This window comes from Knoellia sp. S7-12, assembly GCF_040518285.1.
Taxonomy (GTDB): domain Bacteria; phylum Actinomycetota; class Actinomycetes; order Actinomycetales; family Dermatophilaceae; genus Knoellia.
This window is the reverse complement of the sequence record NZ_CP155449.1, coordinates 746705-759438: the sequence shown is the minus strand read 5'-3', so window position 1 is coordinate 759438 and position 12734 is coordinate 746705. Positions and strand designations below refer to the sequence as shown.

Here is a 12734-nt window from a genome sequence, read left to right as displayed (position 1 = left end):
CACCTCGGGACGGCGCCCGTCACGAGGTTCCCTCGAGAATTCTCGTCAGGGCGTCCCGGCCGAGAGTGACGTCCTCGTCGGGTGGGGCGCCACTGACGCCGATTGCGCCGAGCACGTGACCGTCGACCTCGACGGGTAGGCCTCCCGGGAGGCAGGTGGGGGCGAAGGCAAGGCTGTCGGCGATGAGATCGAACAGGTCCGGATATTTCTTTCGCATGCCGCCGAGGCTCTCTGACGAACGGGCGAAGGCCGCCGCGGTCCGCGCCTTGGCCCGGGCCGCGTCGGGGGTGAACCACGAGGCGCCGGCCCCCCGAAGGACGACCAGGTCGAACCCGCGCTCGTCGACGATGGCCACGCTCACCGTCAGCCCCCGGGCCGCGGCTGACGCCAGCACCTCGTCGGCGACCGCCTTGGCGACCGCCGTCCCGAGGCAGGCGGGGTGAACACGGCTCACGGCCGGCCGCCTACGGAGCGACGGTGAGCGTCGTGCTCGGGGTGGCCCCGTCCGCTGCTACAGGTCTACGGATCAACGTGTAGACCTCGCTGCGCAGCTCCGCGAAGCGTGGCAGGGCCTTGGTGTCGAGCTGGTCACGGGGCACGGGCAGGTCGACGTCGATCAGTGCCGCCACGCTCGCCGGCTTGCCCGCGAGGACGAGGACGGTATCCGCGAGGTAGACCGCTTCGTCGATGTCGTGCGTGACCAGCAGCACGGTGATGCCCAGCCGCTCCTTGAGGCCGATGACCAGATCCTCGAGGTCGGCGCGGGTCTGGGCGTCGACTGAGGCGAACGGCTCATCCATGACGATGGCGTGAGGCCGGAAGGCGAGGGCCCGTGCGATCGCCACGCGCTGCTGCATACCGCCCGACAGCTGCCACGGATAGGCATGAGTGAAGTCGGCCAAGCCGACCTCCGCCAGCGCCTCCTTGGCTTGGGCGATCCGCTCCGTCTTGCCCATCCCTGCTGACCTCAGGGGCAACGCAACGTTCTCGAGGACCCGCAGCCAGGGCATGAGCGATCTGCTGTAGTCCTGGAACACCACGGCCATGCCGCGCGGGGTGCCCTTGACGGGCTCACCCTCGAAGACGACGCTGCCCCTCGTCGGCTTCCGCAGCCCCGTCAGGCACTGCAGGAGCGTCGTCTTGCCGGCGCCAGAGGGTCCAACGATGCAAACGAACTTACCCGTCGACACCGTGAAGTCCAGACCTTCAAGGACGACGTGGTCCCCGTAGGAGTGGCCCAGTCCGTTGACCTCCAGGACTGTGTCGTCGGTCGCGTTGCGATGTGGGGTGACACTCATGATCCGGCTCCTTCGTGGTGGGACATCATGCCTTTGTGCCAGCTCAGGACCCGGTTCTCCACGAGGCCGAAGAGCTTGTTGAGCAGATAGCCGACGATGCCGAGGGCAATGATCCCCGTCCACATCGCCGGAATGTTGAACTCGCGCTGCGAGCTCAGGATGAAGTACCCCATCCCGCCAGGAGTGCCCACCATCTCGGAGATGACCATGGCGACGACCCCGATGGCCAACGCCGTCCGGGCTCCCGCGAAGATCTGCGGCATCGCCGTGGGCAGGGTGATATAGCGGATCCGATCCCATTTGGAGAGGCGATAGCTGTTGGACACGTCGCGCAGGACGGGCTCGACCGACCGGACTCCGTCGATCGTGTTGAGGAGAATGGGCCAGGCGCTCACCAGAGCGATGATGCCGATCTTCATCGAGGTGCCGATGCCGAGGACAAGCATCATGATGGGCAGCACGGCGACGCCGGGGGTCGCCCTCAGGAACTCAATGATCGGTCGGGTGGCCTCTTCCAGCCAGCGGACCGAGCCCAGGAGCAGCCCCAGGGCGACCCCGCCAACGACAGCGATGGCGAAGCCCGCCCCGAGCCGGGCCAGGCTTGGAACGATCTGGGTGGGGACGTTCTCGAAGATCCAGAGTGCCCGGAACTCCGTGAGGATTGTGGACAGCGGTGGAAAGTAGAAGGACGTGCTCTTGGCACTGGCGAACCACCAGAGCGCAACCAGCAAGGCGGGGAGCCAGATCTCCCACAGAATCTTCGAGCGCCAGGACTTCATATCAGCCGCTTTCTCTCTGCGAGGGGTGCCACCACAGCAACCGACGTTGCGCGGCGAGCAGGACGAGGTTCAATCCGACCCCCATGAACGCCGCTGTGAAGGCGTAGACGAACATCTCGTCGGGGTTGTTCACGGTGAGGGCGTTGAAGAGACTGCGCCCGATCCCGTCGGTGCCCCCGAGGAACTCTGCCGAGATCGCGAGGAGGAGGCTGATGGTGGCAGCAATACGCAGACCAGTGGTGAGGAACGGCATGGCGCTGGGCAGGTAGATGGCCCGGATCCGATCCAAGGTGCTGAGGTGGAAGGCTGCGCCCACCTGTCGCATCTGCGGCGAGACCTGCTGCACGGCGTAGGTCGCCTGCACGAGCATTGGCCAGACGGCACCGAACATCACGAGGACCAAGGCCATGGTCCTTGTGCCGCCGAACAGCAGGAGGACCAACGGGAGGATAGCGATGCCCGGAATAGTGCGCCCGAAGTCGACGACGAACTGTGAGCTCAGGGTGACCTTGCGGCTGGCCCCGTTGACCAGGCCCAGCGGCACACCCACGGCGACCGAGAGCAGGAGGCCGAGATTCGCGGTGAGCAGGGTGTTGCCGACTGCGGTCCAGTAGTCACTGCCCTGTGCCATGTTGATCGCCGTCACCAGCGTCCGCCACGGCGTCGGAACATCAGCCGCCTCACCCGGACCCGTGGCGAACAGGTGCCAGATCACCAGGGCGATCGCGCACGCCGCCGCCTGCCGGGCGACGACAGCGCCTCGGGCCGCGCGTGTTCGGCTCGGTTGCGCCATGCGGTTCTCCTTCCGGTCCGGCGCCGCGGTCGCCCCATCTGGGGGCCGCGGCGCCGTGGTCCTGGTGGTCGGTCTACTTGCCGGCAAAGACGAGGTCGGCGGCCTTCGGTGCCTTGGCCTTGTCGAGCAGGCCGTACTTCATCAGGCGGTCGAGGGCCGTCTGCACGTTCGCCTCACTGATCGGCTCGACACTGAACTCCGGGTAGTGCGCCTTGTCGAGCAGCGCCTTCGGCGCCTTGATGTAGCTCGCGGCGACCTCGGACCGCTTGGCCGGGTCGGTGTTGACCGTGGTGTTGCCCTTGAGGATCGCTTCCTCGAACGCCTTAACCGTATTGGGGTTCTTCTTCGCGAACTCCTGCGTCGTGACGTACGCGTACGCGAGGTCGCCGCCGGCGGCGGTGTAACCGCCGAGGACTCGGATGGACGGGTCCGCCAGGGCCGCGGTTCCTGCAGGCTCCGACGTCGTGGTCACCTCCACGTTGCCCGCCTTGAGTGCGGAGAGCGTGTTGGGAACCTCCACGAACTTGATCTTCGAGGAGTCGCCACCTGCCTCGTCGACGACGGAACGGATGTCGACCCAGATCTGACTGTTGATCTGGGGGATACCGAAGGTCGCGTTCTGGACGTCCTTCATCGTCTTGATCGGGCTGTCGGCCTTGACCCACAGGTTGCCGACACCGAAGTTGTCCTTGGGTGCTGTGCCCTTGGCGCCGGGGGCGACCAGCGTCAGCGGTACACCTTTGGTCCGTGCCACAGCTGGCACGGTGAGGTCCATGAGAGCGAACTGGACCTTCCCACCCAGCAGCTGTGGCAAGCCCTCGGCCGGGGTGGCGATGGTCGCCAAGGTGACTGTCAGGCCCGCGCTGTCGAAGCTGCCGTCAGCCTTCGCGGCCTGCGCGCCGAGCGCGTTGAAGCTCGGGAAGACGGCGACGGACACCTGCGGCGTCTCGACCTTGCCGTCCGAGGCGCCGCTGGCGGCGGCACCGGAGGGGTTCTCCGTGTCGGAGCCGCAGGCCCCCACGAGGGAGACGGCGGCGACTGCCACGATGGCGAGCCCCGCGCGGCGGATTCTGCCCAGAGTGATCATGTTGGTTCCTGTCTCGGGCCGAGGCCCAGTCTCCATTGACGTCGGCAGGTCGGCGACTGTGCGCGACCAGAATTGGCAGCACGGTGACGAGGGTTGTGCGGCTCGTGCGCCCTGCAGTACACGACCGTGACACGGTCGAAATACCCGGCACGTGCTTTACCTCATCCTGCGGAATACGCCGTCGTGAAAGGGTCCTTGTTCCGCATACTGGCACGAATGTCCCATGAGCCGGAATAGCGGGACGCCGGGACGATCGCCGCCTCATCGATGAGTTCGCGGCAGTGAAGGAGAACCGATGACCGCCACCGTCAACAACTCGCACACCAACCCGGGCACGGCACACCGAGGCGGGGGCGAGCGGCCTTCGACGGGCTCGCCCACCGAGCGGGTCCCCTCCTTGGGGGAGGATCGACAGATCACCTCCGTGGGCAAGGCGCTCGAGCTGCTGGCGGCGTTCCGCGGCACCGTCCCCGAGCTGGGGGTGAGCGAACTCGCACGTCGGGCCGGCATGCCGAAGTCGACAGCGTTCCGGCTCCTCGCCGACCTCGAGCGCGCCGGCTTCGTGGCCCGCGCGGGTGCCAAGTACCGCCTGGGACTGTCCCTCTTCGAGCTGGGCAGCAGGGTCGGCTTCTGCCGACCCAATGGGTTACGAGACGTCGCCATCCACGACCTCAGCTCGCTCCACGTGCAGACCGGGCTTACGGCTCATCTGGCCATCCTCGAGGGGACGGACGTGGTGTATGTCGAGAAGGTGCACGCCGCGACGTGGCCGCGGGTCGTGACGGTGCCGGGCGCCCGACTCCCCGCGTCCTGCACCGGACTTGGGAAGGCGATGCTGGCCTTCAGCGACGGCGCGACCGTGCGGGCCGTCGTTGAGTCGGGCCTGCCCCGGCGAACCCGCAACTCGATCACCGAGCCGGGCCGGTTCGTCCGCGAGCTCCGTCGTGTGCGCGAAGCCGGGGTGGCTTATGACCGAGAGGAGGGCGCCTTGGGGCTCTCGTGCGTCGCGGCCCCCATCATCGTTGGCGGCAGGGCCATCGCCGCGATCTCGGCGTCGGGCCCGGCCTACGGGACGAGCTGGGAGCGCATCGAGGGCCACGTCCGGCGGGCCGCCGAGGGGATCAGCCGCGCCTACGTCCTCCGCATGCCCGAGGTGTCCTGAGGCTCGGCCGGGACCTAGGGCGTCGACGAACACGACCGGCTACAGCCGGGTGCCCGGGGGCATCTCCCTGCCGTAGAGGTTGAGTCCGTAGGCCGCATACACCGGGTCCGCGACGTTGGAGACGTGGGCGAGTCCGGTATGGGCGTCGCGCCAGAAGCGCTGGATGGGGTTGTCCAGGCGCATGGCATGCCCGCCGGCGTGGGCCACCAGACGGTCCACGGCGTCCACCGAGCGCCGCACCGCGCGGACCTGGTTGCGCCGGATCTCTGCGCGCAGCGCGAGGGGCATGGCCCCGTCACGCTGAGCGAGGTCCCAGAGCCGGCCCATGTCGGACATGAATTGCACCCGGCTGGCCTGGATGTCGGCGGCTGCGGCCCCCAGGCTGGCGAGCTGGTGCGGGTCTTGGCTGACCCGGTGCCCAGCCCTGCTGATCCGCGAGCGGCTGTGCGCGACGAACGCTGCGAGGGCGCCCTCGGTCAGCGCGATGGTCGCACAGGCGATTGTCCCACTGAACATCGTGTGGAACGGCATCCGATATAGGGGGGCGTCGCCGCGGCCCGCCTGAGCTGCGGCCGCCCCCGACTCCAAGTCCAGAGGGTCGATGATCCGGTGGGCCGGCACAAACGCATCCCTGATGACGACGTCCTTGCTGCCGGTCCCGCGAAGGCCAACGACGTTCCAGGAGTCGGCGATGATCTCGTAGTCCTGCCGCGGAAGAATGAAGTGGCGTAGCGGGTTGGACCCGGCCACGACGCCGTCCTGATCGGTGATCATCCCGCCGAGGACGACCCATTCACACAGGTCGGTCCCTGAAGAGAACGGCCAGCGACCGCTGAAGATGAAGCCGCCCTCGACCGGGCGAGCACGCCCGAGCGGCGCATAGGGTGAGGCCACCCAAGTGTCCGGGTCCCCTCCCCATACCTCCTCCTGCATCTGCCTGGTTCCGACGGCGAGTTCAAAGGGGTGCACACCGACGACGCCCGCGACCCACCCTGAGGAGCCGTGGCGGGAACCGATGGCGAGCACGGCCTCGAAGAACTCCAGAGGGGAGGTCTCAAGACCCTCAAAGTCCTTGGGCTGGAGCATCCGGCCGACGCCGGTCGCCCGCAGTCGCTTCGCCGTCTCGTCGGGCAGACGGCCCAAGTCGTCAGCCTCCTCAGCCTGATCGCCAAGGAACTCGGCCAGCTCCTCTACACGGTCGAGCACCGTACTCATGAACGTCTCCTCTGGGATGGCCGTGGTGCGGGAAATCAGTTGTTCGCGACGAAGTCGGCGACGAGCCGATTGAACTCGGCGGCGTGCTCGAGCTGCGCCCAGTGGCCACAGCGGTTGAACAGCACGAGGCGAGAGTTGCGGATCACGGCGACGAGCTGGAGTCCGTGCTCGAAGCCGACGACGCGGTCGTCACGGCCATGGACGAGCAGGGTGGGCGCCGAGATGCTGGCGAGTTCCTCGAGCGTCGCGGTCCCCCGCCGGGGCTTGCCGATGCCGGACGCGAAGTTCTCGAGATGGGTCCGGTTGGCCGTGGCATTGTCATACCGCTGCTGCGCGAGGGCCTCACTTTGGGTGCCGCTGTCGAAGGTCATGATGTCGACGAGCTGGGCCATGACCTCGACCGACGGCTCTACGTAGCCCCGGTGGAGGATCTTCAGGCCCTCCGACGGACCGTCGCCCGGGGAGAAGAGACGGACGCCGCCGGCGCCAGCGCCCATCGTGATGAGGTGGGACACCCGCTCAGGGTGCACGGCCGAAAACTTCAACGTTGTGGCCCCGCCCATCGAGTTGCCGACCAGGGCGGCTTGGTCGATGCCGAGGGCATCGAGCAGGTGCAGGACCGCAGTGACGTGGTCGCGCTTCTCGTAACTCACGGGCGACGACTTGCCCCATCCAGGCATGTCCGCAGCGATGACCCGGAACTGGCTGCTGAGCGCCTTGAGGTTGGGGCCGAAGTTGCTCCACCCCGTGGCCCCCGGACCGCTGCCGTGCAGCAGGAGGATTGGGTGCCCCTCGCCGGCCTCGTTGTAATGGATGGTGCCGCTCGGCGTCTCCACCGTCCGGCTGGTGTTCTGCTCGGTCAGTTCCTCGGTGATGCTGCTCATCTGCGAACTCCTTCAGGACGATCTGCTCCGCGCGAACAGGCCTGTCGCCTGCCTTCCCCGGAAGCCTGACTCACAAGAGGCCGGATGCCGAGCGGGCGGTGCCGGATGCCGGAACACCTCACCTCGGTGCGGCGAACCGGGCCACCCCCACCGGTGCATTTGAGGCCCCCAGTCGATCAGCCCGACCACCGACAGTCGCGCAGCCCCACGCCACTGCCGTCGCCGCAACCACGACGACCGCCAGGGGGACGAGACTGGCGCCTCCTCCCAATCCGACGATCGGAGCCACTGCGGCTCCGACCACGAACTGGGAGAAACCGATCCAGGCGGAGCCCGCGCCGGCTGCGTCGTGCGCGTGGCCGATGGCGAGGGCGATCGAATTGCCGAAGACGAACCCCATGCAGCCCACCAGCAGCGTGCACGTCGGCACGGCGGCCCACGGCGGCGCCGCGAAGACCACGGCGAGCGCCAGAGTGATTGCTGCGACCGTGAGCAGGATGAGTCCGACGCGCAGCATCAGGGCGGGCCCCCGCCGGCGGACGAGCCGCGCGTTGACGGCGCTGGCGATGATCATCGTCAACGAGTTGAGGGCAAACAGTCCGGCGCCCTGCAACGCATTTAGCCCCAGCAGGTCCTGGAAGAGGAACGGCGACGCCGAGATGTACCCCATGAGTGCGGCGAAGCTGCAGGTCTTCACCAGGGCGTATGCCGTGAAGCCGGGTCTGCACAGCACCGAGCCGAGGTGCGGAGCCGTCTTTCGCGAACCGGTCGCGGCGTGGGCATCTGGGCGTACCCGTGGTGCGGTTTCCCGGATGACGAACACCGCGACGGCGCACATGGCGCCCGCTAGGCCGGCGAGGACGGCCAGGACACCCCGCCAGCCGATCGGGATCGCGAGCAGGCCCCCGGCGATGGGCGCCACGATGGGCGCCAGCCCTCCGAGCACGGCCAGCACGCTGAAGATGCTCGCCGCCTCTGGACCGCGGAAGACATCCGCCACGATGGCCCTGGCGATGACGATTCCGGCCGCGCCGCCCACACTTTGGAAGAAGCGCGCGACCAGCAGCACCTCGATGCTGGGGGCGAGGACTGCCACGACTGAGGCGGCGACACACACCACGGTTCCGATCACCAGCGGCGGCTTGCGCCCGAGCCGGTCGGAGAGCGGCCCGAACACGAGCTGGCCGAGGGCCACACCGACCAAGAAGGTGGTCAATGTCAGCTGCACACCCGAAGGCGTGGTGGACAGGTCTTCGGCGATCCTCGGGAAGGACGGCAGGTACATGTCCGTGCCGAACGGAGAGATGGTCGACATCAGCGCCAGGGAGATGAGGAGGACCAGCCTCGCGCCCCCCGCCGGGGCGGCCGGCGGCGATGCCGCTGCGGTGGGGGCCCCGCGGGCCCCTCGGTCTGCTGGCGTCCGGGATGCGATGACTGCCATCAGGGGGTTGACATCGACGCGGCCAGGGCGGGGGTCAGCTTGTAGGAGTGGTACTCGAGGAACGAGTCGTAACCCTCGACCCCGTTCTCCCGGCCGAAACCGGAGTCCTTGACACCACCGAAGGGGGCGCTGACGGGGATGTCGAAGGAGTTGACCGCCGCTGTCCCGGTGTCGAGCTGCAGCGCCACGTCCAACGCGTGCGCGTCGTCCCGCGAGTACACGGCACCGTGCAGCCCGTACCGGGAGTCGTTTGCGAGCCTGACCGCCTCAGCCTCCGAGTCATACGGGATCACCGACACCACGGGGCCGAAGATCTCCTCACGGGCAATGAGCATGTCGTTGCGCACGTTCCCGAAGACGATCGGCGCGACGTACCAGCCCCGTGAGAGTCCAGCTGGTGCAGACCCGCCGCACACGAGGGTGGCGCCCTCGGCACGACCCGACGAGACGAGCGCCAAAACCTTGTCCCTCTGACGCTTCGTCACCAGCGGACCCATGGTTGTCCTGTCATCCATCGGATCACCGACCACCAGCCGCGACGCGCCCTCTGCTAGGGCTTCCACCACCTCCTCGTGCCGCGTGCGAGGGACGAGCACCCGTGTCAAGGACGCGCAGATCTGTCCACTGTTCCCGAAGCCGAACGCCAGCAGGCTCGGCACAGTGGCAGCGAGGTCGGCATCCTCCAGCACGATCGCCGCCGACTTCCCACCGAGCTCCAACTGGAGCCGTTTCATGGCCGGCCCCGCGAGAGCCGCGATCCGGGCTCCCGTGGCAGTACTGCCGGTGAAGGCCACCTTGCGGACGGTCGGATGCCGGACGAGGGCCTCCCCGACGTGGCCCCCGCCGACCACGAGGTTGACGACCCCGGGCGGGAGCCCTGCCTCCCCCAACAGCTCGACGAGCGGGCCGGCAACCAGGGGTGACTCCAGCGCCGGTTTGAGCACCACGGTGCACCCGGACAACATGGCCGGGATGATCTTCTTGAGCTCGTTGCGCACGGGAACGTTCCACGGAACGATTCCCGCGACGACACCCACCGGTCTGCGGAGGACGAGCGAGTCGCCAAACCGGTCCCGACGGACCTGTGAGAACTGGACCTCGTTGATGGTCTCGAGGTACATCTGCAGCAGCCCCGCCGAGTTGCTGAGCTTCAGGGAAGACCGATACGGCGCCCCCATCGACAGGCTCCGGAGCCGGGCCAGTTCCGGCGCGCGCTCTTCCAGGAGCTCCGCCACCCGTACCACCACGGCGCGCCGCACCGGCAGCGGAGTGGCTGCCCAGCCAGGCAGTGCGCGCTCCGCGGCCCAGACAGCCTCGTCGACGTCCGAGTCGGTTGCGAGACCTACTACCGCAAAGGGCTCCTCCGTGGCGGGGTTGACGACGGCAACCGAGTCCCTGTCCGCCGAGTGCCTCCAGGCACCGTCGATGTACACGCCGGGATACTGGTCCACGTCAGGTCTCCCGGTGGAGGCCGAGGATCGCGGGGATGTACGCAGCCAGCTCCTCGACGGTCCAACCGCGCGTGTGCCGGGCGAAGGTTGTGACCCCCTTGAGGCGCAGGGGTTGGGCGTACGCACAGATGTCGGTGCCAGCGGAATACAGGAACTGCCCAGTGACATCCGCCGCTGCCGGGGACACCAGGTAGGCGACGAGGGGGGCGATGTACTCGGGTTCCATGTGCAACGTCTCGGGCATCCCGCCGAACCGTCGGTTGCCAGCGGGAATGCTGAAGAGCTGGGTCACAGCGCTCGGCAGCAGGCAGTTGACCGTGATGCCGTGCTCCGCCAGCTCTCGGGCGGCGCCCGATGTCAGCCCCATGATGGCGGCCTTGGCGCCGCCGTAGGCCACTTGCGTCCCGAAGAGGCCCCCACGCGAGGAGACCGTGACGATTCGGCCTCCGTCTCCCTGCACGATCATCTGCCGGGCGGCAGCGCGCATGCAGGCAACATGACCGCCGAGGTGGACGCCCGTGACGCTTTCCCACTCGTCCTCCTCGAGATCGAGGATGGAACTGGGGCGGTAGTTGCCCGCAGGAGTCACGAGGATGTCGAGACGCCCGAAGGTCTCCACCGCGGCGCTCACGATGTGCGCCGCAGCGTCAAAGCCGGAGATATCGTGCGTGTCGGCGAGGGCCTGCCCTCCAGCGGCTTCGATCTCGGCCGCGACCCGTTGGGCGGCGGGTGTGCCGTCTTCGTGGACGAAGAGGTCGTTCACGACCACTGCGGCTCCGCGCCCGGCCAGCTCAAGAGCGGTAGCCCGACCGAGGCCTCGCCCGCTGCCGGTCACAACGGCGACCTTCCCGTCCAGCCGGGTCTGGGGATTCGCGGAAGTCGTCATCATGTCGTTCCGATATCGAGAAGGGGGCTGAGGAACTGGCTGACCGCGTCGGCCGGCGCGTCCTCCGCAAAACGCACGAGGGCATGAGGGTTCGCGATGGCGAGTGGCACTGAATACATCCCGAGGTCGTGCTCTGAGGCAAAGAGGAACCGGCCACTGATGCCTTCTGCGGCGGGAGTGCACAGGTGTGCCACCAGCTCGGAGACCATGTTCCGGTCACCCGCGGCGGATCCCCGGGCCGTGACCTCGTCGCCCAGTACCAGGCAGTTGGCCGTGACACGGTGCTCTGCCAGGGGGCCTGCAATGGCACTGGCCAGGCTGAGCATCCCCGCATTCATGGCAGCCGAGGCAGGCCCCAACGAGGTGAAGGTGTCCCTGTGGGAGAAGGTGAGGATTCGCCCTCCACGACCTTGCTCGACGAACCGCCGGGCAGCCGCGCGAGCCAGCGCCACGGCTCGCTTCTGGTAGGCGGTCAGCAGGGCGTGCCAGGCTTCGTCGCCGAGGTCCACAAGTCGATCCCCGCTGGTAGGTACGGGGGGTGTGAGGAGAACGTCGAGCCCCGCGTAGGCCCGAGCCACTTGGCCGACGAGGTCGTCCGCGTCTTGGAAGGAGTCGACCGCCGCATCGAGGACCTCGACGCGGCCCCCGCTGGACGCCGCCACGCGGTGCGCCGCCTCCAGCTCCTGCCCGTCCTGCGCCTGAAGGAGCACTCGGGCACCCATGCCGTTCAGCGCGGCCACGATGGAGCCGAGATGGCCGTCACCGCCGCAGATCAGAGCGATCAGTTGGGGATTCATGGTGCTCCATCACGTCTGCCGGCCTGGATCTGGCGAACGTAACCAGGCGCCGGCGCCCCGGCGGCCGGTCCGCTCATCCAGTGGAAAGCCGACCTGGGCCGACGATCGTGCCGGTTGGCGGTCCTCGTACTCAGCAGTGTGGCGTCAGAGGCTCGAACCTAGACCAGTCGTGAGGGTCATGGGCTATCCACAGTCGGTGCCCGGAGCGTTCGAGCAGGGCAAGGCGTTCCAGGCTCCGGACAGCGAGCTGGGGGTCCCAGTCGTACGGGTAGGGCGCGAGACGGTCCAGTCCCTCCCGGAGGTGGACGGTGTCTCCCGTGAGGACGATGGTCTGTGACGGGAGTCGAACGACCAGGGACAGTTGTCCCGGTGTGTGGCCTGGGGTGTGCAGCACGATGATGGAGCCGTCACCGAGGACGTCGTGCGCGGGGCCGTTGACCACGGTCCAGCGCTGGGGCTCGACTGGCGCCAGGTCCTCCGACCAACGGAAGTAGCGAGCACTCGCCCGGTTCGGCGACCTGGCCCATTCCAGCTCACCCGGCCCGACGATCATCTCGGCTCGAGGGAACAACCCCAGTCCACCGGCGTGGTCACTGTGGCCGTGCGAGAGCACGACGTGCGTGACGTCTTCCGTGTCGAATCCCAGACTTGCCAGCTGCCGGTCGAGCCGCTGCCCCGGGTGCGTCCGGATGCGCAGCACGTTGGCGAGCTCGCCGAAGTATCCGACAGGGTCGTCATAGAACCTCGGCGCGAATCCGGTGTCGAAGAGGATGAGGCCCCGGTCGTGCTCGATGACGAACGAAGGCACGGGGAAGGTCACTGAACCTTCAGCCCCCACGACCAGGCTCGACGCGTCCGTGGTCATCGTGGGTGCGTCGAGCGCCCGGAGTCGACGTGCCGTGCCGGCGTGTGAGCCGTGCGCATAAGGCATCAGGCATCAG

13 protein-coding genes are annotated in these 12734 nt (G+C 68.0%); 1 reads left to right on the top strand and 12 read right to left on the bottom strand.

The genetic code is table 11. The annotated features are described in order from the left end of the window. Positions 1–19: 19 nt before the first annotated feature. The 5 genes from V6K52_RS03640 to V6K52_RS03620 form a co-directional block, all read right to left on the bottom strand. A complete protein-coding gene (locus tag V6K52_RS03640) occupies positions 20–454 on the bottom strand; it encodes a heme-binding protein (RefSeq protein WP_353952545.1) in 435 nt (144 codons plus the stop codon). A 10-nt stretch (positions 455–464) separates the two neighbouring features. Beyond that, positions 465–1298 carry an ABC transporter ATP-binding protein gene (locus V6K52_RS03635; RefSeq protein ID WP_353952544.1) on the bottom strand — a complete coding sequence of 278 codons (834 nt, stop codon included), beginning with the start codon at positions 1296–1298 and terminating at the stop codon, positions 465–467. After that, the gene (locus V6K52_RS03630; RefSeq protein ID WP_353952543.1) at positions 1295–2077 is read right to left on the bottom strand and encodes an ABC transporter permease; all 783 of its coding nucleotides are present in this window, start codon (positions 2075–2077) and stop codon (positions 1295–1297) included. Before V6K52_RS03630 ends, V6K52_RS03635 begins: the two co-directional genes overlap by 4 nt. 1 nt (position 2078) lies before the next feature. Continuing rightward, positions 2079–2870 carry an ABC transporter permease subunit gene (locus V6K52_RS03625; protein WP_353952542.1) on the bottom strand — a complete coding sequence of 264 codons (792 nt, stop codon included), beginning with the start codon at positions 2868–2870 and terminating at the stop codon, positions 2079–2081. 73 nt (positions 2871–2943) lie between these two features. Continuing rightward, positions 2944–3957 carry an ABC transporter substrate-binding protein gene (locus V6K52_RS03620; protein WP_353952541.1) on the bottom strand — a complete coding sequence of 338 codons (1014 nt, stop codon included), beginning with the start codon at positions 3955–3957 and terminating at the stop codon, positions 2944–2946. Between the two features lie 295 nt (positions 3958–4252). Here V6K52_RS03620 and V6K52_RS03615 point away from each other — a divergent pair, with 295 nt between their 5' ends. Then, positions 4253–5119 (top strand): IclR family transcriptional regulator, encoded by an 867-nt coding sequence (locus V6K52_RS03615; RefSeq protein WP_353952540.1) that lies wholly within the window; start codon positions 4253–4255, stop codon positions 5117–5119. Positions 5120–5158: 39 nt separating this feature from the next. Here the strand turns inward: V6K52_RS03615 and V6K52_RS03610 are convergent, their stop codons facing one another. The 7 genes from V6K52_RS03610 to V6K52_RS03580 form a co-directional block, all read right to left on the bottom strand. Beyond that, complete coding sequence (locus V6K52_RS03610; protein ID WP_353952539.1) at positions 5159–6334, bottom strand: hydroxylase; 1176 nt, start codon at positions 6332–6334, stop codon at positions 5159–5161. A 35-nt stretch (positions 6335–6369) separates the two neighbouring features. Beyond that, a complete protein-coding gene (locus V6K52_RS03605) occupies positions 6370–7218 on the bottom strand; it encodes an alpha/beta hydrolase (protein WP_353952538.1) in 849 nt (282 codons plus the stop codon). 118 nt (positions 7219–7336) lie between these two features. Further along, complete coding sequence (locus V6K52_RS03600; RefSeq protein WP_353952537.1) at positions 7337–8659, bottom strand: multidrug effflux MFS transporter; 1323 nt, start codon at positions 8657–8659, stop codon at positions 7337–7339. Further along, positions 8659–10110 carry an aldehyde dehydrogenase family protein gene (locus V6K52_RS03595; RefSeq protein WP_353952536.1) on the bottom strand — a complete coding sequence of 484 codons (1452 nt, stop codon included), beginning with the start codon at positions 10108–10110 and terminating at the stop codon, positions 8659–8661. Before V6K52_RS03595 ends, V6K52_RS03600 begins: the two co-directional genes overlap by 1 nt. Before the next feature lies 1 nt (position 10111). Further along, positions 10112–10999, bottom strand: a complete 888-nt coding sequence (locus V6K52_RS03590; protein ID WP_353952535.1) for an SDR family NAD(P)-dependent oxidoreductase — start codon at positions 10997–10999, stop codon at positions 10112–10114. Next, the gene (locus V6K52_RS03585; RefSeq protein WP_353952534.1) at positions 10996–11793 is read right to left on the bottom strand and encodes an SDR family oxidoreductase; all 798 of its coding nucleotides are present in this window, start codon (positions 11791–11793) and stop codon (positions 10996–10998) included. The genes V6K52_RS03590 and V6K52_RS03585 overlap by 4 nt, the downstream gene beginning before the upstream one ends. Positions 11794–11923: 130 nt before the next feature. Further along, a complete protein-coding gene (locus V6K52_RS03580) occupies positions 11924–12724 on the bottom strand; it encodes an N-acyl homoserine lactonase family protein (protein ID WP_353952533.1) in 801 nt (266 codons plus the stop codon). Positions 12725–12734 lie beyond the last annotated feature (10 nt).

What these genes read in the sequence shown, in the direction of transcription:
- V6K52_RS03630 (WP_353952543.1), bottom strand. Translation starts at nt 2,077, where the DNA reads ATGAAGTCCTGGCGCTCGAAGATTCTGTGGGAGATCTGGCTCCCCGCC.
- V6K52_RS03580 (WP_353952533.1), bottom strand. Translation starts at nt 12,724, where the DNA reads ATGCCTTATGCGCACGGCTCACACGCCGGCACGGCACGTCGACTCCGG.
- V6K52_RS03590 (WP_353952535.1), bottom strand. Translation starts at nt 10,999, where the DNA reads ATGATGACGACTTCCGCGAATCCCCAGACCCGGCTGGACGGGAAGGTC.
- V6K52_RS03605 (WP_353952538.1), bottom strand. Translation starts at nt 7,218, where the DNA reads ATGAGCAGCATCACCGAGGAACTGACCGAGCAGAACACCAGCCGGACG.
- V6K52_RS03585 (WP_353952534.1), bottom strand. Translation starts at nt 11,793, where the DNA reads ATGAATCCCCAACTGATCGCTCTGATCTGCGGCGGTGACGGCCATCTC.
- V6K52_RS03610 (WP_353952539.1), bottom strand. Translation starts at nt 6,334, where the DNA reads ATGAGTACGGTGCTCGACCGTGTAGAGGAGCTGGCCGAGTTCCTTGGC.
- V6K52_RS03635 (WP_353952544.1), bottom strand. Translation starts at nt 1,298, where the DNA reads ATGAGTGTCACCCCACATCGCAACGCGACCGACGACACAGTCCTGGAG.
- V6K52_RS03625 (WP_353952542.1), bottom strand. Translation starts at nt 2,870, where the DNA reads ATGGCGCAACCGAGCCGAACACGCGCGGCCCGAGGCGCTGTCGTCGCC.
- V6K52_RS03600 (WP_353952537.1), bottom strand. Translation starts at nt 8,659, where the DNA reads ATGGCAGTCATCGCATCCCGGACGCCAGCAGACCGAGGGGCCCGCGGG.
- V6K52_RS03620 (WP_353952541.1), bottom strand. Translation starts at nt 3,957, where the DNA reads ATGATCACTCTGGGCAGAATCCGCCGCGCGGGGCTCGCCATCGTGGCA.
- V6K52_RS03615 (WP_353952540.1), top strand. Translation starts at nt 4,253, where the DNA reads ATGACCGCCACCGTCAACAACTCGCACACCAACCCGGGCACGGCACAC.